A 22,762-nucleotide genomic window follows, 5' to 3' on the forward strand; every position below is an offset into this window, starting at 1 on the left:
GGTTACTTGCTCTCCTCGGTACGGGCGGCGGGGGTGGTGGTGACGGCGGGCTCGGAGCCTCCGAGCAGCAGGTAGAGGACGGCCATCCGGGTGGAGACGCCGTTGGCGACCTGCTCGACGGCCGTGCAGCGGTCGGAGTCGGCGACCTGGGCGGTGATCTCCATGCCGCGGTTCATCGGGCCGGGGTGCATCACGATGGCGTGCTCGGGCATCTTGGCCATGCGGTCGCCGTCGAGGCCGTAGCGGCGGGAGTACTCGCGCTCGGTCGGGAAGAAGGCGGCGTTCATGCGTTCGCGCTGCACACGCAGCATCATCACCGCATCGGACTTCGGCAGCACGTCGTCGAGGCTGTAGGAGACCTCGCACGGCCAGGTCCGGGCGCCGATCGGGACCAGGGTGGGCGGAGCCACCAGGGTGACCTCGGCGCCGAGGGTGTGCAGCAGCTGGACGTTGGAGCGGGCCACGCGGCTGTGCAGGACGTCGCCGACGATGGTGATACGGCGGCCGGAGAGGTCCTTGCCGAGGCCGGCGTCGCGGCCCACCAGGCGGCGGCGCATGGTGAAGGCGTCCAGCAGGGCCTGGGTGGGGTGCTCGTGGGTGCCGTCGCCGGCGTTGACCACGGCGGAGTCGATCCAGCCGGAGGTCGCGAGCCGGTAGGGGGCGCCGGAGGCGTGGTGGCGGATGACGACGGCGTCGGCGCCCATCGCCTCCAGGGTCAGCGCGGTGTCCTTCAGGGATTCGCCCTTGGAAACCGAGGAGCCCTTGGCGGAGAAGTTGATGACGTCGGCGGAGAGCCGCTTGGCGGCCGCCTCGAAGGAGATCCGGGTGCGGGTCGAGTCCTCGAAGAAGAGGTTGACGACGGTGAGGCCGCGCAGGGTGGGCAGCTTCTTGATCGGCCGGTCCGCGACGCGGGCCATCTCCTCGGCGGTGTCGAGGATCAGGACGGCGTCGTCGCGCGTGAGATCGGCGGCCGAGATGAGGTGGCGCTTCATCTGGATGGCTCCGTAGGTCGGGAGGGCGTGGTGCGGGCGGACTGACGTGCGGCGGCCCGACGGGCAGGCGTGCGGGCGGGCAGGGCAGGGCTCGGCGCGGACCCCGCCGGGGTCCGTCGTCGTGGTGGGCTACTGCCCTGCCGCCTGGGCGGTCCGCTGGCCGAGCAGCACGGCGTCACGGCCGTCCTCCTCCTGGAGCTGGACCTTGACGGTCTCCCGCAGCGACGTGGGGAGGTTCTTGCCGACGTAGTCGGCGCGGATCGGCAGTTCGCGGTGGCCTCGGTCGACGAGGACGGCGAGCTGCACGGCGCGGGGGCGGCCGAGGTCGCCGAGGGCGTCGAGCGCGGCGCGGATGGTGCGCCCGGAGAAGAGGACGTCGTCGACGAGGACGACGAGGCGGCCGTCGAGGTCGTCACCGGGGATCTCGGTGCGGCCGATGGCGCGGGCGGGCTTCATCCGCAGGTCGTCGCGGTACATGGTGATGTCGAGGGAGCCGACCGGGATCTTCGTGCCGGTGATCTCTTCGAGCTTGGCGGCCAGCCGGCGGGCCAGGTACACACCGCGGGTGGGGATGCCGAGGAGCACCACGTCGTCGGCGCCCTTGGCGCGTTCGACGATCTCGTGGGCGATACGGGTCAGGACCCGGGCGATGTCCTGCGCCTCCAGTACGGGGCGCGCGGAATCGGGATTCTGCTGAGCGTCCATGAAAAGGACCTCCTTCTCCGCCTCACGGGACGGACCTTAAAGGACGTCTGATGTACGTCTCCCACGGTACCAGGGCGGCGGTGGTGACCCGGCACCCGGGGGTGGCGCGGGGGCGCCCACGGGGCAGCTGGCGCCGCCCTCGCGGGGGGATGGAGACCATTCGGCTTGACGCACCCAAGTAACGCTGCGTAACCTCACAGTGAGTTACCAGCCGCGCGGCGGAGCCGCACGTAGTTATGTAGTCGCAGTGTCCATGCAGTCACAGCGTCACAGCGTCCGGGAGCGTTATGTCCAGCGAATACGCCAAACAGCTCGGGGCCAAGCTCCGCGCCATCCGCACCCAGCAGGGCCTTTCCCTCCACGGTGTCGAGGAGAAGTCGCAGGGCCGGTGGAAGGCCGTGGTGGTCGGGTCGTACGAGCGCGGGGACCGCGCCGTGACCGTCCAGCGCCTGGCCGAACTGGCGGACTTCTACGGGGTTCCGGTGCAGGAGCTGCTGCCGGGCACGACTCCCGGCGGAGCGGCCGAGCCGCCGCCGAAGCTGCGCCTCGACCTGGAGCGTCTGGCGGGCGTGCCCGCCGAGAAGGCCGGCCCGCTGCAGCGTTACGCGGCCACGATCCAGAGCCAGCGCGGCGACTACAACGGCAAGGTGCTGTCGATCCGCCAGGACGACCTGCGCACCCTGGCCGTCATCTACGACCAGTCGCCCTCGGTCCTGACCGAGCAGCTCATCAGCTGGGGCGTGCTGGACGCGGACGCCCGTCGCGCGGTGGCGCACGAGGAGGTCTGATCCTCGGGCGCCACACCAGCAGAAACGTTTACCGGTGGGTGCCGGACCCTTGCGGGGTCCGGCACCCACCGGTTTTTCGTCCCTGTGCCCCCGCGGCGCGGGCGCGGGCGGGAGCGGGGACGACGAAGGGTCCGCAGCGCGTGCGCTGCGGACCCTTCCGTACGGCGGTGCCGGTGCTGCCGAGGGGCGGCGTGCGGTCAGCTCTCGCTGCGCCGCAGGCTCGGCTTCAGGTCCTTGAAACGGGCCAGCAGCCCGTTCACGAACGAGGGGGACTCGTCCGTCGAGAACTCCTTGGCCAGCTGGACGGCCTCGTCGATGGCCACGGCGTCCGGGGTGTCGTCCACCCAGATCAGCTCGTAGGCACCGAGTCGCACGATGTTCCGGTCCGCGGCCGGCATGCGGTCGAGGTCCCAGTCCACGGCGTAGGTGACGATCAGGTCGTCGATGCGGTTCACCTTGTCGGCGTAACCCTCGACGAGATCCATCGTGAAGGCGCTGACCGGCGGCTGCCGGTCGTCCGACCGCGCGTGGCGGATCCAGTCCGCGAGGACCTCGCGGACGGACACCCCGCGCTGGTCGGCCTCGAAGAGGATCTGGAAGGCGCGCTTGCGCGCGTTGCTCCGGGCAGCCACGGTTAGCTGTTCACCCGGCCGAGGTAGTCGCTGGTGCGGGTGTCGACCTTGACCTTCTCGCCCGTGTTGACGAACAGCGGGACCTGGATCTCGTGGCCGGTCTCCAGCTTCGCCGGCTTGGTGCCACCGGTGGAGCGGTCGCCCTGGACGCCCGGGTCGGTGTGCTCGATGGTGAGCTCGACGGCGGCGGGGAGCTCGACGTAGAGCACCGAGCCCTCGTGCTGCGCGACCGAGGCGGTGAAGCCCTCGATGAGGAAGTTGGCGGCGTCGCCGACGGCCTTGGGGTCGACCATCAGCTGGTCGTAGGTCTGCATGTCCATGAAGACGAAGTACTCGCCGTCCATGTACGAGAACTGCATGTCACGGCGGTCGATGGTGGCGGTCTCGACCTTCGTGCCGGCGTTGAAGGTCTTGTCGACGACCTTGCCGGAAAGCACGTGCTTGAGCTTGGTGCGCACGAAGGCCGGGCCCTTGCCGGGCTTGACGTGCTGGAACTCGACGACGGACCAGAGCTGGTCACCGTCGAGCTTGAGCACCATGCCGTTCTTGAGGTCGTTCGTGGAAGCCACGGTTGCGGAATCTCCTGCACTGGAAGACCACGGGTGCACGCACCACCCGGCAGTGCGGGCTAGAGTGCGAGCAGCTCCTTGGTCGTAATGGTGAGTAGCTCGGGACCGCCGTCCGCCTCGGGGCGTACGACGAGCGTGTCATCGATCCGGACACCTCCCCGGCCGGGGAGGTGAACCCCCGGTTCGACGGTGACCGGCACGCAAGCGTCCAGTTTACCCATTGCCGTAGGTGCAAGCTGCGGGTCCTCGTCGATTTCGAGGCCGACACCGTGTCCGGTCCACGGAGCGAGGGCCTCCGAGTGGCCCGCGGAGTCCAGTACGGAGCGGGCCGCGTGGTCCACCTCGCGGTACGCCACTCCCGGCAGCAGTGCCTCGCGCCCCGCCCGCTGGGCGGTGAAGACGCAGTCGTAGAGCTCGATCTGCCAGTCGGCGGGGGTCGTGCCGATGACGAAGGTCCGGCCGATCTCGCACCGGTAGCCGCGGTAGTTGGCGCCCAGGCAGACGGAGAGGAAGTCCCCCTCCTCCACCCTGCGGTCGGAGGGCCGGTGCCGGGAGCGGCCGGAGTGCGGGCCGGTGCCGACGGAGGTCGGGAAGGCCGGGCCGTCCGCCCCGTGGTCGACGAGGCGCCGCTCCAGCTCCAGGGCGAGGTGGCGTTCGGTACGTCCGACGAGGATGGACTCCAGCAGCTCGCCCAGGGCCTGGTCGGCGATCTCGGCGGCGATCCGCAGGCAGGCGATCTCTCCCTCGTCCTTGACGAGGCGCTGCTGCTCCACCGCGGTCCCGAGGTCGGCGAGGCGCAGCCTGGGCGCGACGGACCGCAGGGCCCGGTGCCGGGCGACGGTGAGGTGGTGCTCCTCCACGGCGAGGGAGTCGGCGCGTACGGAGGAGGCGGCGTCGGCCGCCGCGACGGCGGGGTCCCCGCCGCGGCCGGCCAGCACGGTGACCCGGAGGTGTTCGTCGAGGCGCCCCTCGTCGGCCTCGCCGGTGGGTGCGCCGGCGCAGAACATGGCGTCCTCGGTCGGTCCGACGAGGAGGACGGCGCCGAGTGGTGACGCCCCGGAGAGGTAGCGGACGTTCGCCGGACGCGTGATGAGCGCGGCGGCGTTCCCCGCGGCGGCGCATCGGTCGCGGAGCAGGCCCCGACGGGCGGCGTACACGTCTGACATGTCTTCGAGCGTACGAGCGCCCCGCGGATCCGGCCTGGTGAGCGCGTCCGGACGGGGCGCTCGTGGGGCGCTCGTGGGGCATCTGCGGGCCGGATTCGCGGGCCGCCGTCGCCGACCGTTCCCGGGGCCTGCCCTGCCGGGTGCGCTCCCCCGGGTTTACTCCCCGGACGGCTACCGGCCGCTGTGCGCCGGCAGGGCTCTGGCCAGGGCTTCGTCGAGGGCGCGGGCGGTGCCTTCGACATCGAGCTGGGAGTTGTCGATGATCGGCAGCCCGGATCCGTACCAGCCGGCCATCCGGCCGTGGATGCGGGCGACCTCCTCGTCGGAGAGCCTGCGGTTGCCGGAGCGCTCGGCGTTGCGCTCCAGCACGATCTCCAGGCCGGGCAGGAGCACGACCGGCAGCAGCGTCGGCCCCACGTGCCGCTTCCAGCCGCCCAGGCCCACCACGGGACGATCGGGGAAGACGGCGTCGTCGAGGATGCAGGAGATGCCGTTGGCCAGGTAGTTGCGGGCCGCGAAGCCGCAGGTGCGGCGGGCGAGGCGGTACTGCGCCTCGGAGTGCTCGTTCCATCCGGCCTGCGGGTCGGCGAAACCGGAGCAGACCCATTCGCGCACGTCGTCCAGGCTGATGTGGGCGGTCGGCACGGGCCGGGTGCCGGCCCAGTGCCGGGCCACCGTGGTCTTGCCCGCGCCGGCGGGCCCGATCAGCAGGACGGCGAGCACGGCGCCGCCGGTTCCCGCCACCGCGGGCGGCAGCGGGACGTGCCCGGTGGGCTCCGGCACGGGCGCCACCGGGGGCGGGGGCGGGGCCGGGTGCCGGGCCGGCGGCGGGAGCGGGTGTGCACCCGGCCAGCCCTGGGCCGGGGGTATGGGCGGCTGCGGGGGCGCAGAAGGACGCTGCCCCGGCTGCCCCCAGCCCCCGCCACCCACTCCTTGGTGCATCCGCTGCCACTTTCATCTCGTTCCTGCCACTGATGCGAGAACGTTATATGACCGCGGGGGCCCGGCCGTCCACCCGGCCACCGGGCGGGAGTGTCAGACGTCGGTCTCGTCCGCCAGCGCGCGCAGCGCCAGCCGGTAGGAGCCGATCCCGAAGCCCGCCACGGTCCCGGTCGCCACGGCCGCGATGACCGAGGTGTGCCGGAACTCCTCGCGGGCGTACGGGTTCGAGATGTGCACCTCGATCAGCGGCGCCGTGCGCTGAGCGGCCGCGTCCCGCATGCCGTACGAGTAGTGGGTGAAGGCCCCGGGGTTGATGACCACGGGGATCTTCCCGTCCGCCGCTTCGTGCAGCCAGCGGATCATCTCGCCCTCGTCGTTGGTCTCGCGGACCTCGACGTCGAAACCGAGCTCCTGCCCCAGCGAGCGGCAGCTGTCCACCAGCCCGGCGTACGAGGTGGCCCCGTACACGTCGGGCTCGCGCGAGCCGAGCCGGCCCAGGTTGGGACCGTTCAGCACGAGGACGCGGCGGCTCACGCCGACACCTCGCCGTAGGCGGCGATCAGGTGCGCCGGATCGGGGCCCTCCAGGACGGTCGGCTTGGCCAGTCCGTCGAGGACGATGAAGCGCAGCAGGTTGCCCCGGGACTTCTTGTCGACCTGCATGGTCTGGAGCAGCTTGGGCCACTGGTCGCCGCGGTAGGTCAGCGGCAGGCCGACGGAGGCGAGGACCGCCCTGTGCCGGTCGGCGGTGGCGTCGTCGAGGCGGCCGGCGAGCCGGCCGAGTTCGGCGGCGAAGACCATGCCGACCGACACGGCCGCGCCGTGCCGCCACTTGTAGCGCTCGTTCTTCTCGATGGCGTGCGCGAGGGTGTGGCCGTAGTTGAGGATCTCCCGCAGCCCCGATTCCTTGAGGTCGCTGGAGACGACGTCGGCCTTGACCCGGATGGAGCGCACGATCAGCTCGGCGGTGTGGGGGCCGTCGGGTGTGCGGGCCGCCTGCGGGTCCTCCTCGATCAGGTCGAGGATCACCGGGTCGGAGATGAAGCCGGCCTTGATGATCTCGGCGAGACCGCTGACATAGTCGTTGACCGGCAGCGACTCCAGCGCCGCCAGGTCGCAGAGCACTCCGGCCGGCGGGTGGAAGGCGCCGACGAGGTTCTTGCCCTCGGCGGTGTTGATGCCGGTCTTGCCGCCGACGGCCGCGTCCACCATCGCCAGGACGGTGGTGGGTACGGCGACCCAGCGCACGCCGCGCAGCCAGGTGGCCGCGACGAAGCCGGCGAGGTCGGTGGTGGCTCCGCCGCCGACGCCGACGATGACGTCGGTGCGGGTGAAGCCGGACTGGCCGAGTGCCTTCCAGCAGTACGCGGCGACCTCGGCCGTCTTGGCCTCCTCGGCGTTCGGTACCTGGATGGCGATCGCCTCGTAGCCCTGGTCGGCGAGGTCGTCGCGCAGCGCCTCACCGGTCGAGGCGAGGGCCTCGGGGTGGATCACGGCGACCCGCTGGGCCTTCGTACCGATCAGGGAGCCGAGCTCGCCGAGCAGCTGCCGCCCGACCAGCACGTCGTACGGGTCATGGCCGGCGCTTGGGCCGACGTGGATCCGCGTCACCTGGTCTGTCATACGTCCTTCAACTCCAGAGCGTCGAGGACCGCCTGGGCGACCTCTTCGGGTGTGCGGTCGTCGGTGGCCACGACGACGCGTGCGACTTCGGTGTAGAGGGGGCGCCGGGCCTCCATCAGCTCGCGCCACTGGCGGCGCGGGTTGACGGCGAGCAGCGGGCGCGCGGCACCGAGGCCCACGCGCCGTACGGCTTCTTCGACGTCCATCGAGAGGTAGGCGACGGGCAGGCCGGTCAGCAGCGTGCGGGTGCCCTCGTCGAGGACGGCGCCGCCGCCGAGGGCGAGGACTCCGGTGTGCTCGGCGACGGCGGCCGCGACGGCCTGCCGTTCCAGCTCACGGAAGTACGGCTCGCCCTCGTCGACGAAGATGTCGGAGATCGGCCGGCCCTGGGCCGTGACGATGTCGGCGTCGGTGTCCCGGTAGGGGACGCCGAGCCGCTCGGCGAGCAGCGTCCCCACCGTGGACTTGCCGGACCCCATGGGCCCGACGAGGACGACGAGCGGTCCGGCCGTCACCGGATCTGCAGGTTGTCGAGGTAGGCCCGGACGTTGCGGCGGGTCTCGGGGACCGAGTCGCCGCCGAACTTCTCCACGACGGCGTCGGCCAGCACGAGGGCGACCATCGCCTCGGCGACGATACCGGCGGCCGGGACGGCGCACACGTCGGAGCGCTGGTGGTGGGCCACCGCCGCCTCGCCGGTGGCCACGTCGACGGTGGCGAGGGCGCGCGGGACGGTCGCGATGGGCTTCATCGCTGCGCGGACGCGCAGCAGTTCGCCGGTGGTCAGGCCGCCCTCGGTGCCGCCGGAGCGGCCGGAGGTGCGCTTGATGCCCTCGGGGGTGGAGACGATCTCGTCGTGCGCCTTGGAGCCGGGCACGCGGGCGAGTTCGAAGCCGTCGCCGACCTCGACGCCCTTGATGGCCTGGATTCCCATGAGGGCGGCGGCGAGGCGGGCGTCGAGCCGGCGGTCCCAGTGGACGTGCGAGCCGAGGCCGACCGGGACGCCGTAGGCGAGGACCTCGACGACGCCGCCGAGGGTGTCGCCGTCCTTGTGGGCCTGGTCGATCTCCGCGACCATCGCCTTCGACGCGTCGGCGTCGAGGCAGCGCACCGGGTCGGCGTCGAGCCTCTCGACGTCGGCGGGGGTCGGGTAGACGCCGTAGGGCGCCTTGGCCGAGGCCAGTTCCACCACGTGGGAGACGATCTCGATGCCCGCGACCTCCTTGATGAAGGAGCGGGCGACGGCGCCGAGGGCGACACGGGCGGCGGTCTCACGGGCGCTGGCGCGCTCCAGGATCGGCCGGGCCTCGTCGAAGCCGTACTTCTGCATGCCCGCGAGGTCGGCGTGGCCGGGGCGGGGGCGGGTCAGCGGCGCGTTGCGGCCGGTGTCCTTGAGCAGCGAGGGGTCGACCGGGTCGGCCGACATGACGGTCTCCCACTTGGGCCACTCGGTGTTGCCGATCATGACCGCGACCGGGCCGCCCTGGGACAGCCCGTGCCGGACGCCGCCGAGGAAGGTGATCTCGTCCTGCTCGAACTTCATGCGGGCACCGCGGCCATAGCCGAGTCGGCGCCGGGCCAGGTGATCGGCCACCAGCTCGGTGGTGACCGGGACGCCGGCGGGAAGGCCCTCCAGCGTCGCGACCAGTGCCGGTCCGTGCGACTCTCCTGCGGTCAGCCAACGCAACCTGCTCAACGATGCTCCTCATGCTCGCGCCTGGTACTGCGACGGCGCGATCGGGTGCGCGGCCCGGACCCGCCTCACCCGAATCCTCCCACGTCCGGGCCGGGATACCGGCCCCCGGTCCAGCTGTCGGACGCCTGGTCCGTCAGCTGACCTCGCGGCGGCGCTCACGGAGCCAGCTGACCGCCGTCCACAGCGCGAGGGAACCGATGAGTCCGAAGATGGCGGCCTTGGCCCAGACCGGCAGGTCCCCGAAGGCGACCCTGATCATGGCGAACAGCGCGAAGGGGATGTCCCACTTCGACGCGAGTACCTGTTCCGCGGCCGTTCCGTCCATCCCATCCCCCTGTAAAGGTGCAGGTGAACAGGGTAGGGGGTGATATTACCGACGAGTAGGCCGGTTTCCGCCAAGATCTCTCGAGAGGGTGGCCGTCCCGGCGGCGCGAAGCGTCAGTGCGCTCCGGAGAGGGCCGCGAGGCCCGCCCGCCGCATCACTTCGAGCGGCGCCGGGGAGCGGCCGGTCATCTGCTCGACCTGGAGGACCGCCTGGTGCACCAGCAGGTCCAGCCCGCCGAGGAGGTTGCCCCCGTGCCCGGACCAGGCGGCGGCCAGGGCGGTGGGCCACGGGTCGTAGAGGACGTCGAAGAGGGTGCCCGGGGTGTCCGGGACCGCCGTGGCCAGTTCGTCCGTGGCTCCGGCCGGGGTGGTCGCAATGACCAGGGGGGCTTCGAGCGCCGCGGCCGCCTGCGACCAGTCGGCCGTGCGGACGGCCACGCCGAGCCGCTCGCCCCACTGCCGCATCTCGTCGGCACGGGCCTGCGAACGGACGTACGCGGTGACCTCGCCGGTGCAGATCCGCGAGAGCGCGGCGAGTGCCGAGGAGGCGGTGGCCCCGGCCCCGAGGACGGCGGCCGAGGACACCTTCTCCACGCCCCGCTCGTGCAGCGCGGCGACGATGCCCGGGATATCGGTGTTGTCACCCAGGAGCCGGCCGTCCTCGGTGCGGACGACCGTGTTGACCGCCTCGACCGAGGCCGCCGTGTCGCTGACGCCGTCCAGCAGCGGGATGACCGCCCGCTTGAGCGGCATGGTCAGCGACAGCCCGGCCCACTCGGGGCCGAGCCCGGACACGAACCCCGGGAGCGCGGCCTCGTCGATCTCGAACCGGTCGTACGACCAGTCGACGAGGCCCAGCTCCCGGTACGCGGCACGGTGGAGTACCGGTGAGAGCGAGTGCTCGATGGGTGAACCCAGCACCGCGGCCCGTATCCGTGTCATGTCCTGCTACCCGCCGTTCTTCTGCTTCTGCCGTTCCTGGAACTCGGCGACGAGCTTGAGGTGCTCGTCGTAGGTCCTGGTGAAGGTCGTCGTGTTGCCGTCGACCGACACGAAGAACATCCAGCCGCCGTGATCCGGGTCGAGCGTAGCGGTAAGCGCGTCCATGCCCGGGTTCCCGATCGGGCCGACCGGCAGGCCCTTGATGAAGTGGGTGTTGTACGGGTTGTTGAACGCCTGGGCTTCCTTGAGGTTGAAGTTGATCTCGCTCTGGTTCTTGGCGTAGTTGTACGTCGAGTCGAACTCGATCTTCTGGTTCGTGACGTCGTTGGTCTTCTTCATGCGGTTGTAGACGACCTCGGACATCTTGCGGAAGTCGTCGTGGTTCTTGCCCTCGGCGTTGACGAGGCTGGCGACCGTGACGACCTGCAGCGGGTTCTCCAGCCCCAGTTCCTTGGCCTTGGCCTCGATGCCCAGCTCCGCGTACTTGTCGGAGGCGTTCTTGACCATCTGCTTGAGCAGCGACTCGGGAGTGCTGTCCTTGCTGAGGTCGTACCGCGTGGGGAACAGGAAGCCTTCGAGCGGGTCCATGAGCTTGGGGTTGTTGCCGGCCCATGCGGGCAGCCCCATGTTCTTGGATTCGCGCAGGGCGATCTCCTTGGTGGTGCCGTCGGGCTTGCCCAGCTTCTTGTCGATCACCTCGTACACCTTGGAGTTGCGCATGCCCTCGGTGACGGTGATCACGTTCAGCTTGGTGGGGTCGATCATCAGCGCGACGGCGGCCGCAGCCGACATCTTCTTGTTCATCGGATAGACGCCGGGCTGGATGGACTTGCCCTTGGGGTTGGCGTTCGCCGCGTCGACGAACGCCTGGGCGCTGGCGACGACGCCGGCCTCCTTGAGGATGCGGCCCATCTGCCCCAGGCCCGCGCCCTTGGGGATCTCGACGTCGACCAGCTCGCCGGAACCCTCGCCCGCGAAGTCCTCGGCGGGCGCGAACCTCGCCTTGATGTAGCTGTAGCCGTAGTAGCCGCCACCGCCGACCACGCCGAGGATGACCACGGCCGCGATCAGGCAGGCCATGCCGCTGCGCTTCTTGGGCTTGCCGCCCTTGGTACGGCCGCCGCGACGGCCATCGGGCTCGTCGTCGTCACCGTCGTCGTCGCCGTCCCGGCCGGCGTCGCCGACGCGGAGGTCGCCCTCGGGCTCCTCCTCGACCGCTTCCGGCTCCAGGTGACGCCGGCCCGGGGGCTGCGGCGGCGGGAAGGCCTCGTCGGTGCCGTAGAGGTCCGGGGTCTCCCCCGGGTAGCCGGCCGACGGGTGCTGTGCGTAGTCCGCGCCCGCGTACGGGTCGGTCTGCACCGCGGCCGTGTACTGACCCTGGCCGGTGTCCCAGCCCTGGCTGTCGTAGACCGGCTGCTCGGGCTGGGGCTGCGGCTGCTGCTGCGGCGTGTACTGCGGCTGCTGGGCCTGGTGGGGGTGCTCGGCCTGCTGCGGGGCATACCCCTGCTGCGGCGGGGCGTACTGCTGCTGCGCGTACTGCTGCTGCTGTGGGTACTCGGGGTACTGCTGGTACTCCTGGTACTGAGGCTGCTGGGGGTACGGCTGCTGGTACGGGGGTTCCTGCCGGTACTCCTGCTGCGGCGCACCGGCGTACGGCACCTGGCCCTGCTGGGTCTGGTGCCCGGTCCACCCCTGGTCCCCGTACAGGGGGTCCTCAGGGTGCCAGGGTTCGGGGCCACGGCCCCGGCCATAGTCAGTCATCGGTCCCCTAGAGCCGCGAGACGGAGGCCACGGACTCCGTCATCCATGGCAACCGGTTCCGCCTCTTTGACGGTGATCGACGGCTGTTCGAATGCCGCCTCATCGCGCGGAACGTTACCGTATCGCGATCAGACAACCACTTCGACGCACTCACCAGGCGGATTACCCGATACCCGTTCGGTCTCAAGAGCGTTCTGAAGGATCACCACAGCGGCGGCCTGGTCGATGACCGACCTGCCCTTCTTCGCGTTCCTGCCGGAGGCCCTCAGCCCCTGGGCCGCAGTGACCGTGGTCATCCGCTCGTCCACCAGACGGACGGTCACCGGCTTGATGCCCTTGGCCAGTTCGTTCGCGAAGGCGCGCACCTTGGCCGCGGCCGGCCCCTCCCGCCCGCTGAGCGAGCGGGGGAGGCCGACCACGACTTCGAGGGGCTCGTACTCCTCGACGAGCTGCCGCAGCCGCCGGTGGGCGAAGGGGATGTCCCGGCCCGGAACCGTTTCCACCGGTGTGGCCAACACCCCATCGGGGTCGCAGGACGCGACCCCGATCCGGGCGTCCCCGACGTCGATGGCCAGTCGGCGGCCGCGGCGCAGAGTCATCGTCAGACCGTCTCGACGACGACGCGCTCGACGGCGCTGATGGCCTCCGGGACGGCCGCCGGGTTCTGGCCGCCGCCCTGGGCGACGTCCGGCTTGCCGCCACCGCCGCCACCGAGGGTCTTGGCGGCCGTACGGACCAGGTCGCCGGCCTTGAGACCCCGCTCGCGGGCGGCCTCGTTGGTGGCGATGACGGTCAGCGGGCGGTCGTTCGCCACGGTGAACAGCGCCACGACGGCCGGGCGGTCGCCGGGGACGCGGCCGCGGACGTCGAGGACCAGCTTGCGCAGGTCGTCGGCGCCGACGCCGTCCGCCACCTGGCCGACGACCAGGGCGACGCCCTTGATGTCCTGGGCGTTCCGGGCGAGCCCGGCAGCGGCCTGCAGGACCTTCTCCGCGCGGAACTTCTCGATCTCCTTCTCGGCGTCCTTCAGCTTGCCGAGCATGGCGGAGATCTTCTCCGGCAGCTCCTCCGGACGGCCCTTGACCAGCTCCTGGAGCTGGGCGACGACCGTGTGCTCCTTGGCCAGGAAGTTGTACGCGTCCACGCCGACGAGGGCCTCGACGCGGCGCACGCCGGAGCCGATGGAGGACTCGCCGAGCAGCTTCACCAGGCCCAGCTGGGCGGTGTTGCCGACGTGCGTGCCGCCGCACAGCTCCTTGGAGAAGTCGCCGATGGTCACGACACGGACCCGCTCGCCGTACTTCTCGCCGAACTCGGCGATGGCGCCCTGCTTCTTCGCCTCGTCGATGCTCATGATCTCGGCGGTCACTTCGAGCTCGCGCGAGAGCACGTCGTTGATCTTCTGCTCGACGTCGGTGAGGACCGAGCCGGGGACGGCGTTCGGCGAGCCGAAGTCGAAGCGGAAGCGGCCGGGGCTGTTCTCCGAACCGGCCTGGGCGGCGGTCGGGCCGAGCGCGTCGCGCAGCGCCTGGTGGGTCAGGTGCGTGGCCGAGTGGGCACGGGCGATGGCCCGGCGGCGCTTGACGTCGATGGCGGCGTACGCGGAGGCGCCCACCGTCACCTCGCCGACCTGGACGGATCCCTTGTGCACGGACACGCCGGGAACCGGCTGCTGGACGTCGCGGACCTCGATGACGGCGCCGGTGTCGAGCTTGATCCGGCCCTGGTCGGCGAGCTGGCCGCCGCCCTCGGCGTAGAAGGGGGTGCGGTCGAGGACGACCTCGACCTCGTCGCCCTCGGAGGCGGCGGGCGCGGAGACGCCGTTGACCAGGAGGCCGACGATGGTGGACTCGCCCTGGTTGGTGGCGTAGCCGGTGAACTCGGTGGCGCCGGCCGCGTCGGCGATCTCGCGGTAGGCGGCGACGTCGGCGTGGCCGGTCTTCTTGGCCTTGGCATCGGCCTTGGCCCGGTCGCGCTGCTCCTGCATCAGGCGGCGGAAGCCCGGCTCGTCCACGGAGAGGCCCTGTTCGGCGGCCATCTCCAGGGTGAGGTCGATCGGGAAGCCCCAGGTGTCGTGGAGCAGGAACGCCTTGTCGCCGGAGAGGACCGTGCCGCCGGCGGCCTTGGTCTCGGCCACGGCGGTGTCGAGGATGTTCGTGCCACCCTTCACAGCCTTGAGGAAGGCGGCCTCTTCGGCGAGGGCGACGGTCTCGATGCGCCCCCGGTCGGTGACGAGCTCCGGGTACTGCTGGCCCATCGTGTTGATCACGACGTCGACGAGGTCCTGGACGACGGGGCCCGTGGCGCCCATCAGGCGCATGTTGCGGATGGCGCGGCGCATGATGCGGCGCAGCACGTAGCCACGGCCCTCGTTGCCGGGGGTGACGCCGTCGCCGATGAGCATGACGGAGGTGCGCATGTGGTCGGCGACCACGCGCATCGAGACGTCGGTGCCCTGGGCGGCGCCGTAGCGCACGCCGGTCAGCTCGGTGGCCTTGTCCATGACCACGCGCAGGGTGTCGGTCTCGTACATGTTCTGCACGCCCTGCAGGATCATGGCGAGGCGTTCGAGGCCGAGACCGGTGTCGATGTTCTTCGACGGCAGGTCGCCGAGGATCGGGAAGTCCTCCTTGCCGTCGCCGGCACCGCGCTCGTACTGCATGAAGACCAGGTTCCAGATCTCCACGTAGCGCTCGTCGTTGACGGCGGGGCCGCCCTCGACGCCGAACTCCGGACCCCGGTCGTAGTTGATCTCGGAGCACGGGCCGCAGGGACCCGGGACGCCCATGGACCAGAAGTTGTCCTTCTTGCCCAGGCGCTGGATGCGCTCGGCGGGCACGCCGATCTTCTCGCGCCAGATCTGCTCGGCCTCGTCGTCGTCGAGGTAGACCGTGATCCAGAGCTTCTCGGGCTCCAGGCCGTAGCCGCCGTCCGCCACGGAGCTGGTGAGCAGCTCCCAGGCGTACTTGATGGCGCCTTCCTTGAAGTAGTCGCCGAAGGAGAAATTGCCGCACATCTGGAAGAACGTGCCGTGGCGGGTGGTCTTGCCGACCTCTTCGATGTCCGGCGTACGGACGCACTTCTGCACGCTGGTGGCCCGGGGGGCCGGGGGCTTGGTCTCACCGAGGAAGTACGGCTTGAAGGGGACCATGCCCGCGTTGACCAGCAGCAGAGTCGGGTCGTCCGCGATGAGCGACGCCGAAGGGACAACGGCGTGACCGCGCTCCTCGAAGAAGCTCAGCCAGCGGCGGCGGATTTCAGCCGACTCCATCAGTGGTCCTCATTCCGGTTGTACGAAAGCTTTGGTCGGTGGTTGATCTGGTCGTTCCGGACGGCCCGCAGTCGCCGCGGCCCGGGGAGGGCGGTGACGTTGTCGGGCCGGTCGGGGTCCTGGTGGAGCCCCAGTGCATCGTTCAGCTCGTCCTCGCGCTGCGTCATTCCCGCTCGGACGTCGAGGGCGAAGTCCTTGAGGCGGTGACCCGCCTCCACGGCCCTGTCCGCCGCCTGGGCTGCGAGACTCTCCGGGGTCAGCTTCTTGAGCTGCCGGTTGACCTTGGTGGTGGCCCACACGCCGGCGGCTGCGCCGGCGGTGAACCAGAAGGCTCGGCGGAACATCGGCGGTCTCAGCCCTTCTGCTTCCGGCGCCGGGCGGCCGGCACCGTTCGGCCAACGATCACAGTACGGCGCGATTCCCTCGGGGGCACGCCGCCCGGGACCGCGTCCCCCTTGCCCAGTGCCTTGCGGACGCCGTAGCCGAAGGCGGCGACCTTCACGAGCGGGCCGCCGAAGGCGGTGGCCACGGTGGAGGACAGGGCGGAGGCGTTCGAGGTGACCTCCTGGACGTCGCTCGCGATCGCGTCGACCCGGTCGAGCTGGGTGCGCGCGGAGCGGACGGTACTGGAGGCGTCGGCCAGGAGCGGTACGGCCTGCTCGGTCACCTCGGACACCAGCCTGGTGGTCGCCCTGAGCACCTGCGCCAGCCGCACCAGGGCGACGGCGAGGAAGGAGATCAGGATGGCCCAGAAGACGGCCACGATGATCCCGGCCACCTCTACACCGGACACGTCACACCGCTCTCTGTCTCTACCCGAATCACCGACAGTGGCGATTCCTACGAACGACCCTCCGACCCTATCGCGCCGGGGATACCCGGCCGTACCCGAATTCGGGGTCGGGGGCACCTGCCTTGGACGCAACGCATCCGGGCCAGTACGCTCCGTGTCCCATGCGACACAGACCCCTTCGCCGTACCGGCCGGGACAATCTTCCCTCGGAGCTGAGCGGGTTCATCGGGCGGGGTGCCGAACTCGCCGCGCTGGGGCGCCTCCTGGAGGACTCTCGGCTGGTCACCGTGACCGGTGCGGGCGGGGTCGGCAAGTCCCGGCTGGTGCTCGCGGCGGCCCGGGCGGCCGCCGGAGGGGCCCGGGAGGCCGCCGAGGAGGTGCCGCAGGCGCAGGAGGCGCAAGCGCGAGGGGCACGAGGGGCGCATGCGCCGGGGCCGGAACGCCACCGCGACGGCGTCCGGTTGGCCGAGCTGGCCGGCGTACGGGATCCGGGACTGCTGGAGCTGACGCTCTCCGAGGCGCTCGGGCTGACCGACCACACCACCCGGCCGCCCCGGGCGGTGCTGGCCGAGCACCTGGCCGACCAGCACCTGCTGCTGGTCCTGGACGGCTTCGAGCACCTGGTGGAGGAGACCGCGGCTCTGGTGCGGGAACTGCTGCTGCGCTCCCCCGGCCTGCGGGTGCTCGCGGCCGGCCGGCGCCCGCTGGACCTGGAGGGGGAGTGTGTGTTCCCGCTCGCCCCGCCCGTCGCCGAGGAGGCGCTGGAGCTGCTGGCGGCCCGCGCGTCCGCCGCCGACCCGGCGTTCGCCGTGACCGGGGCCAACCGGGCCGAGCTGGTGGAGCTGTGCGCGCGTCTGGACGGGATCCCGCTGGCCCTGGAGCTGGCGGCGGGCCGGCTGCGGACGCTGTCCCCGGCCCAGGTGCTCGCCCGGCTGGAGGACCCCTTCGGGCTGCTGACGGGCGGCGCCCGCGGGGCGCTCCCCCGGCACCGGGCGCTGCGTACGGCCATCGGCTGGAGCCACGAGCTGTGCACGCCGGCGGAGCGGCTGCTGTGGGCGCGGCTGTCGGTGTTCGCGGGGCAGTTCGACCTGGAGGCCGCCGAGTACGTGTGCGCCGGCCCGGACATGCCGGTGGAGGGCGTGCTGGACCTGGTGGGAGAGCTCCTCGCCCAGTCCCTGCTGGTCCGGGAGGAGACGGCCGCGGGGGTCCGCTTCCGGATGCTGGAGACGGTACGGCTGTACGGGGCGGGCTGGCTGGAGTCGCTGGGTGACGCGGTCCGGCTGCGGCGGCGGCACCGGGACTGGTACATGGGGCTGGCGACCTGGTGCGAGCTGGACTGGTTCAGCCCGCGCCAGTACGAGGTGGCCGCGCTGGTGGAGGTGGAGCTGCCGAACCTGCGGCTGGCCCTGGAGTGCTGCCTGGACGAGCCGGACGAGCTGCACCTGGGCCAGTACCTCGCGGGCACCCTGTGGTTCTTCTGGGCGGGCTGCGGGCGTCTGACGGAGGGCCGGCATTGGCTGGACCGGACCCTGGACGCCGCTGGCGGGGCGGCGACGCACTGCACGAGCTCACGGCTGAAGGCCCTGTGGGTGCTGGGGTACGTCGCGGCGCTGCAGGGCGACGCGACGGCCTCGATGTGCGCCCTGCACGAGTGCCGGGACGCGGCGGCGCGCAGCGGGAACCGGGTGGCGGCGGCGTACGCGGTGCACCGGCTGGGCTGTCTGGCCCTGGTGTCGGACGACATGGCCCGGGCCCGGGAGCTGCTGGGCGAGGCGCTGGAGCAGTACCGGGCGGCCGGGGAGCTGAACAGCAACGTGCTGATGTGCCAGGTGGAGCTGGGGATGGCGCTGGCGTTCCTCGGTGACCTGCCGGGGGCGCTCGCGCTGTGCGGGGAGGTCCGGGAGATCTGCGAGGAGCGCGGGGAGTTCTGGACGAAGGCGTACGCGCTCTACGTGCTGGCGTACGCGGCCCTGGAGGCGGGCGGCACGCGGGAGGCCAGGCGGCTGCTGACGGAGTGCGTGGAGGTCAACCACGCCTTCAACGACCTGGTCGGGCTGGTGCTGGCGCTGGAGCTGCTCGCGCTGGTGACGGTCGCGGAGGGCGATCCGGCCGAGGCCGCGGTGCTCCAGGGCGCCGCGGAGCCGCTGTGGGGCGGGGTGGGGCTGCAGCTGTTCGGCTCGGGGTACTTCAACGCCCCGCGGCGGGCGTGCCGGGAGCGGGCGGGCGAGCTGCTGGGCGCCGAGCGCTACGCGGCGTACGAGGCCGAGGGGCGGGAGCTGAACCGTCAGTCGCTGGTGGTGCGGGCGCTGCGCGGGGCGGCGTCGGCGCCGCGGCAGGCCGGCGCACCCGGCGGGATGCCCGGTCCCCGGGTCTCGCGCAGTACGGCGCCGGCGGACCAGCCCTAGGGGTGGGGCGAGAAGCGGAAAACCCGCCGCCCCCGGAGGGGACGGCGGGTTTCCACCAGCCTGTGAGGGCTACGCCTGCCGGAAGATCAGCGGGCGTAGTACTCGACGACGAGCTGCTCGTCGCAGATGACCGGGATCTCCTTGCGGTTCGGGTCGCGGTCCAGGCGGAAGGCCAGGGCCTTCAGGTTGACCTGCAGGTAGCGCGGGGTCTCGCCCTCGCCTGCGTAGCCACCCTCACGGGCGACCTGGAACGGGACCTTCTCGCGGCTGCGCTCGCGCACGGTGATGACGTCGTCCGGGCGGACACGGAACGACGGCTTGTCGACCTTGGCGCCGTTGACCTCGATGTGGCCGTGGACGACCATCTGGCGGGCCTGGTAGATCGTGCGGGCGATGCCCGAACGCAGGACCAGGGCGTCGAGACGACGCTCAAGCTCGACGACCAGCGCCTCGCCCGTCTTGCCCTCGGCCTTCTTGGCGCGGTCGTACGCGCGGGCCATCTGGCGCTCGGAGATGTCGTACTGAGCGCGCAGACGCTGCTTCTCCAGCAGGCGGACCTTGTAGTCCGAGTTCTGCTTGCGGCCACGGCCGTGCTCGCCCGGCGGGTAGGGGCGGGCCTCGAAGTACTTGACGGCCTTCGGCGTCAGGGCGATGCCGAGGGCGCGAGACTTCTTGACCTTGGGTCGCTTCTGGTTCACGGGGAACCTACCTCCATGTAAGTTAGGTGAGGCTTACCTTAGCGAGGAGGACGTAATGTCTCGACCACATGGGATCCCCCTGCCCAGTGCGCAACGCAGTTCGGATTCCAACGAAACAGAATCCGCTTGCGCCGACGATAAGCAAGGTCAGCCGCGTCCCAGGGAAGGCGTTCGGCAGCTCACCGGAGCCGAACGCGTACGAACCCTCGTAGAGTCCAACGCCTCAGTATCCCTCACTCTGATCGGTGCTCGTGACCGGCACGGTGCCGAGGAGTTCGGGACGGGGCTGCCGGTCGCACGGACCGTCACCCCGGACGGGGACGTGATTCTCCTTGTTTCCGGGGAATCCGCGGCTGCCGGGGCAGCCGCTCACGCCCAGGACGACGACCTCACCGCCGTGATCGAGATCACGGATGTGGCGCCGGTGTCCGTCCCACATCGTATCCGAGGCCGTGCGTGGCTGGCCGGGTGGCTGACGCCGGTGCGCGGGGACGACCGTGCGGCCTGCGCCGCGCTGCTCGCCGAGCGCCACCCGGTGGGCGAGCTGCTGGGCCTGGGTGAGTCCCTCGACGCCCCCCGCACGGGACGCCCGGCCTGGATGATGCTGCGGCTGGAGGTCGGCGAGATCACGGTGGACGACCTGTGGGGCACCGAGCAGGTGGACCCCGAGGACCTGGCCTCGGCGGAGCCGGACCCGGTGTCCCCGCACGAGGCCGAGCTGCTCCAGCACCTGCACTCCTGCCACGGCGACCGGATCGGCGAGCTGTGCGGCCTGCTCGGCGACCGCGGGGCGCGGGACATGACCGCCGTGCCGCTCGCCCTGGACCGCGTCGGCCTGCGCGTCCGCTTCACCCGCGCCGCCGCCGGCGGTTCCTTCGACGCCCGCTTCGACTTCCCGGATCCGGTGACGGACATCTGCGGCCTGCGCCGCGCGATGCGCGCCCTCTTCTCGGCCGCCGCGCACTGAGGGCAGAGGGCCCGCACCTCCTGGAACGCCCGCTTCTCCGGCTCGGTCACGGACAACCCGCACTCGGCCCTGACGCCGGTGCGGCGGCGCGCGTACCCGCACCGGAACGCCCCCCGCGTCGGCCGCCACTGGTCGGCGGTCCTGCTGCCCTTGTCCCGTTGTCCCGGAGCAGGCCGCGCACGCCGAGCCGGTGGAGGGCCTCCTCGGGAGCGCCGTGGGCGGCCTCGGGCAGGTCGAAGCCGAAGTCGACGCGTCCCTGGTCGGCGAGCGCGTCGCCGCAGCGGGCGCAGGTGGGGAGGTGCGTCGTCACGCGGGCAGCCTGGGCACCGCCGCGCGGGAGGCCTCAGCCGCGGTCGGTACCGCGCAGGCGCTCGCGGACCTTCTCCACCACGTCCGCGTAGCGGGCCTCGGCTCCGTAGCGGGTCGGCTCGTAGTACCGCTTGCCGTGGATCTCGTCCGGGGCGTACTGCTGGGCCGCGATGGCGCCCGGCACGTCGTGCGGGTAGACGTATCCCACCGCGTGCCCCAGCTTCGCCGCGCCCTTGTAGTGCCCGTCCCGCAGGTGGGGCGGGACGGAGCCGGCCAGGCCCGCCCGTACGTCGGCCAGCGCGGCGCCGATCGCCGTCGTGGCGGTGTTCGACTTCGGGGCGAGGGCCAGGGCGATGGTGGCGTGCGAAAGGGTCAGCGCGGCCTCCGGGAAGCCGATCATCGCCACCGCCTGGGCCGCGGCGACCGCGATCGGCAGGGCCGTGGGGTCCGCCAGGCCGATGTCCTCGCTCGCGGAGATCATCAGGCGGCGCGCGATGAACCGGGGGTCCTCACCGGCCTCGATCATCCGCGCCAGGTAGTGCAGCGCGGCGTCCACGTCCGAGCCGCGGATCGACTTGATCAGCGCGCTCGCCACGTCGTAGTGCTGGTCGCCGTCGCGGTCGTAGCGGACCGCCGCCCGGTCGACCGCCTCCTCCAGCGTCCGCAGGGTGATCTCGTCCTCGCCCTGGGCGATGGCCGAACCGGCCCCTGCCTCCAGCGCCGTCAGCGCACGCCGGGCGTCACCCCCGGCGATCCTCAGCAGATGGGCCTCGGCGTCCTCGGGCAGGGTCACCGCCCCGGCCAGGCCCCGCTCCTCCGTGAGGGCGCGCCGCATGAGCGCGCTCAGGTCGTCGTCCGTCAGCGGTTCCAGCGTCAGCAGCAGCGATCGCGACAGCAGCGGCGAGATGATCGAGAAGTACGGGTTCTCCGTGGTGGCCGCGATCAGCGTGACCCAGCGGTTCTCGACGGCCGGCAACAGGGAGTCCTGCTGGGCCTTGCTGAAGCGGTGGATCTCGTCGAGGAAGAGGACGGTCTCCTTGCCGTAGCCCCCGGCCGCGCGCTTGGCCCCCTCGATGACCGCGCGTACCTCCTTGACGCCCGCCGTGATCGCGGAGAGCTCCACGAAACGCTTCTGCGTGGCCTGGCTCACCACGTAGGCGAGGGTCGTCTTCCCGATGCCGGGCGGGCCCCAGAGGATCACCGAGGAGGCGCCTGCCGGGCCGCCGCTCCCTTCCCCGACCAGCCGCCGCAGCGGTGATCCGGGCTTCAGCAGGTGCTGCTGGCCGACGACCTCGTCCAGGGTGCGCGGGCGCATCCGCACGGCGAGCGGCGAGCTCGCGGGGTCCTTCTCCTGGCGCTCTTCGGCGGCGGCGGTGAACAGGTCTGGTTCCACACGGGAAGCCTAAGCGAGTCCACCGACACGGCCGCCCACCGCCGGTCCCACGGGTCCGCGGGTCAGGAGGTCAGGAGGTCCAGAAGTCCCACCAGCGGGTCAGGATCAGCATCCCGATGATGCCGATGTGCAGCACCGGCAGCACCCAGGTGAACTCCTCGAAGAAGCTCTTCAGCCAGCCCGGCGCCGGCAGCAGCCCGGCACGGACGTTGTGGGAGGTGACGTACCAGAACATCAGGATCGTGGCGACCCAGGCCAGGGAGCACCACAGGCACAGCGCGTTGATGTTGTAGAGCGACTGGTAGGTCAGCCAGGCGCAGAAGACGACGCCGAAGAGGGTGCCGGCGTTGAAGGTGAGCCAGTACCAGCGGCGGAACCGGGCCCCGGCCAGGATGCTCATGCCGACGCAGATCACGATGCCGTAGGCGACGAGGCCGAGCATGGGGTTCGGGAAGCCGAAGACGGCCGCCTGGTCGCTCTTCATGATGTTGCCGCAGGAGACGACCGGGTTGAGGCTGCAGCCCGGTGTGAAGTCCGGGTCCTCCAGCAGCTTGAACTTGTCGATCGTGATCACCCAGGCGGCGAGGAGGCCGGCAGCCCCCGTGATCACCAGCAGCAGGGCCAGCGCCCGGCTCGCCCCGAAGGTCGTCCCCCCGGCGGTGTCCGTGTCCGTGCTTCGTGTCGTCATCCCGCCCGCTCCACATCTGCAAGGTGATCAAGGCCCGGGCCATTGTGCCGTACGAGCCTGTGAACGAACGGGGCCGGGGAAGGATCCCCGGCCCCGTCC

The 22,762-nt window shown here is 71.5% G+C and carries 24 protein-coding genes; 3 read left to right on the forward strand and 21 right to left on the reverse strand.

The annotated features are described in order from the left end of the window. Window positions 1-2: 2 nt before the first annotated feature. Window positions 3-992: an aspartate carbamoyltransferase catalytic subunit gene (locus ACIPXC_RS16695; protein ID WP_401618112.1), complete on the reverse strand. Its 990-nt coding sequence runs from the start codon at window positions 990-992 to the stop codon at window positions 3-5. Between the two features lie 129 nt (window positions 993-1,121). Further along, entirely contained in the window at window positions 1,122-1,697 is a 576-nt protein-coding gene (pyrR, locus tag ACIPXC_RS16700) for a bifunctional pyr operon transcriptional regulator/uracil phosphoribosyltransferase PyrR (RefSeq protein WP_386461697.1), read from the reverse strand. A gap of 287 nt (window positions 1,698-1,984) precedes the next feature. Here pyrR and bldD point away from each other — a divergent pair, with 287 nt between their 5' ends. Beyond that, on the forward strand, window positions 1,985-2,485 hold the full coding sequence (gene bldD, locus ACIPXC_RS16705) for a transcriptional regulator BldD (protein ID WP_401618115.1): 501 nt from the start codon (window positions 1,985-1,987) through the stop codon (window positions 2,483-2,485). 197 nt (window positions 2,486-2,682) lie between these two features. On the opposite strand, the gene nusB is transcribed toward bldD, so the two are convergent. From nusB to ACIPXC_RS16780, 15 genes are all read right to left on the reverse strand, one after another. Next, window positions 2,683-3,117 carry a transcription antitermination factor NusB gene (gene nusB, locus ACIPXC_RS16710; protein WP_030965741.1) on the reverse strand — a complete coding sequence of 145 codons (435 nt, stop codon included), beginning with the start codon at window positions 3,115-3,117 and terminating at the stop codon, window positions 2,683-2,685. A gap of 2 nt (window positions 3,118-3,119) precedes the next feature. Then, the gene (gene efp / locus ACIPXC_RS16715) at window positions 3,120-3,686 is read right to left on the reverse strand and encodes an elongation factor P (protein ID WP_030026187.1); all 567 of its coding nucleotides are present in this window, start codon (window positions 3,684-3,686) and stop codon (window positions 3,120-3,122) included. A 59-nt stretch (window positions 3,687-3,745) separates the two neighbouring features. Beyond that, window positions 3,746-4,852, reverse strand: coding sequence for an aminopeptidase P family protein (locus tag ACIPXC_RS16720; RefSeq protein ID WP_401618119.1), 1,107 nt, complete (start codon window positions 4,850-4,852; stop codon window positions 3,746-3,748). A 171-nt stretch (window positions 4,853-5,023) separates the two neighbouring features. Next, window positions 5,024-5,794 (reverse strand): AAA family ATPase, encoded by a 771-nt coding sequence (locus tag ACIPXC_RS16725; RefSeq protein WP_401618122.1) that lies wholly within the window; start codon window positions 5,792-5,794, stop codon window positions 5,024-5,026. Between the two features lie 93 nt (window positions 5,795-5,887). Further along, on the reverse strand, window positions 5,888-6,328 hold the full coding sequence (gene aroQ / locus ACIPXC_RS16730) for a type II 3-dehydroquinate dehydratase (RefSeq protein WP_401618125.1): 441 nt from the start codon (window positions 6,326-6,328) through the stop codon (window positions 5,888-5,890). After that, entirely contained in the window at window positions 6,325-7,416 is a 1,092-nt protein-coding gene (gene aroB, locus ACIPXC_RS16735; protein ID WP_401618128.1) for a 3-dehydroquinate synthase, read from the reverse strand. The genes aroQ and aroB overlap by 4 nt, the downstream gene beginning before the upstream one ends. Next, window positions 7,413-7,931, reverse strand: a complete 519-nt coding sequence (locus tag ACIPXC_RS16740) for a shikimate kinase (RefSeq protein WP_401618130.1) — start codon at window positions 7,929-7,931, stop codon at window positions 7,413-7,415. Before ACIPXC_RS16740 ends, aroB begins: the two co-directional genes overlap by 4 nt. After that, entirely contained in the window at window positions 7,928-9,112 is a 1,185-nt protein-coding gene (gene aroC, locus ACIPXC_RS16745) for a chorismate synthase (protein WP_401618133.1), read from the reverse strand. Before aroC ends, ACIPXC_RS16740 begins: the two co-directional genes overlap by 4 nt. 133 nt (window positions 9,113-9,245) lie before the next feature. Further along, entirely contained in the window at window positions 9,246-9,437 is a 192-nt protein-coding gene (locus ACIPXC_RS16750) for a hypothetical protein (RefSeq protein WP_401618136.1), read from the reverse strand. Between the two features lie 113 nt (window positions 9,438-9,550). Next, window positions 9,551-10,378 carry a shikimate dehydrogenase gene (locus ACIPXC_RS16755; protein ID WP_401618139.1) on the reverse strand — a complete coding sequence of 276 codons (828 nt, stop codon included), beginning with the start codon at window positions 10,376-10,378 and terminating at the stop codon, window positions 9,551-9,553. 6 nt (window positions 10,379-10,384) lie between these two features. Beyond that, on the reverse strand, window positions 10,385-12,139 hold the full coding sequence (mltG, locus tag ACIPXC_RS16760) for an endolytic transglycosylase MltG (protein WP_401618142.1): 1,755 nt from the start codon (window positions 12,137-12,139) through the stop codon (window positions 10,385-10,387). 128 nt (window positions 12,140-12,267) lie between these two features. Next, the gene (gene ruvX / locus ACIPXC_RS16765) at window positions 12,268-12,738 is read right to left on the reverse strand and encodes a Holliday junction resolvase RuvX (RefSeq protein ID WP_030028999.1); all 471 of its coding nucleotides are present in this window, start codon (window positions 12,736-12,738) and stop codon (window positions 12,268-12,270) included. Between the two features lie 2 nt (window positions 12,739-12,740). Then, a complete protein-coding gene (alaS, locus tag ACIPXC_RS16770) occupies window positions 12,741-15,410 on the reverse strand; it encodes an alanine--tRNA ligase (protein ID WP_401618145.1) in 2,670 nt (889 codons plus the stop codon). Beyond that, window positions 15,410-15,754 carry a DUF6167 family protein gene (locus ACIPXC_RS16775; RefSeq protein ID WP_401618148.1) on the reverse strand — a complete coding sequence of 115 codons (345 nt, stop codon included), beginning with the start codon at window positions 15,752-15,754 and terminating at the stop codon, window positions 15,410-15,412. The genes alaS and ACIPXC_RS16775 overlap by 1 nt, the downstream gene beginning before the upstream one ends. Window positions 15,755-15,762: 8 nt before the next feature. Next, the gene (locus tag ACIPXC_RS16780) at window positions 15,763-16,203 is read right to left on the reverse strand and encodes a DUF948 domain-containing protein (RefSeq protein ID WP_401618150.1); all 441 of its coding nucleotides are present in this window, start codon (window positions 16,201-16,203) and stop codon (window positions 15,763-15,765) included. A gap of 161 nt (window positions 16,204-16,364) precedes the next feature. Here ACIPXC_RS16780 and ACIPXC_RS16785 point away from each other — a divergent pair, with 161 nt between their 5' ends. Next, entirely contained in the window at window positions 16,365-18,608 is a 2,244-nt protein-coding gene (locus tag ACIPXC_RS16785) for an ATP-binding protein (protein ID WP_401618152.1), read from the forward strand. Window positions 18,609-18,694: 86 nt separating this feature from the next. On the opposite strand, the gene rpsD is transcribed toward ACIPXC_RS16785, so the two are convergent. Continuing rightward, the gene (gene rpsD, locus ACIPXC_RS16790; protein WP_030026606.1) at window positions 18,695-19,306 is read right to left on the reverse strand and encodes a 30S ribosomal protein S4; all 612 of its coding nucleotides are present in this window, start codon (window positions 19,304-19,306) and stop codon (window positions 18,695-18,697) included. Window positions 19,307-19,547: 241 nt separating this feature from the next. On the opposite strand from rpsD, the gene ACIPXC_RS16795 reads away from it, so the two are divergent. Further along, window positions 19,548-20,273, forward strand: a complete 726-nt coding sequence (locus tag ACIPXC_RS16795; protein ID WP_401618292.1) for a DUF2470 domain-containing protein — start codon at window positions 19,548-19,550, stop codon at window positions 20,271-20,273. A gap of 46 nt (window positions 20,274-20,319) precedes the next feature. On the opposite strand, the gene ACIPXC_RS16800 is transcribed toward ACIPXC_RS16795, so the two are convergent. The 3 genes from ACIPXC_RS16800 to ACIPXC_RS16810 form a co-directional block, all read right to left on the reverse strand. Further along, complete coding sequence (locus ACIPXC_RS16800; protein WP_401618155.1) at window positions 20,320-20,583, reverse strand: hypothetical protein; 264 nt, start codon at window positions 20,581-20,583, stop codon at window positions 20,320-20,322. Window positions 20,584-20,616: 33 nt separating this feature from the next. Continuing rightward, window positions 20,617-21,975 carry a replication-associated recombination protein A gene (locus tag ACIPXC_RS16805; protein ID WP_401618158.1) on the reverse strand — a complete coding sequence of 453 codons (1,359 nt, stop codon included), beginning with the start codon at window positions 21,973-21,975 and terminating at the stop codon, window positions 20,617-20,619. A 70-nt stretch (window positions 21,976-22,045) separates the two neighbouring features. Beyond that, complete coding sequence (locus tag ACIPXC_RS16810; protein WP_401618161.1) at window positions 22,046-22,663, reverse strand: vitamin K epoxide reductase family protein; 618 nt, start codon at window positions 22,661-22,663, stop codon at window positions 22,046-22,048. Window positions 22,664-22,762: the final 99 nt, after the last annotated feature.

It is taken from the genome of Streptomyces sp. NPDC090021 (assembly GCF_044748225.1).
GTDB lineage: Bacteria > Actinomycetota > Actinomycetes > Streptomycetales > Streptomycetaceae > Streptomyces.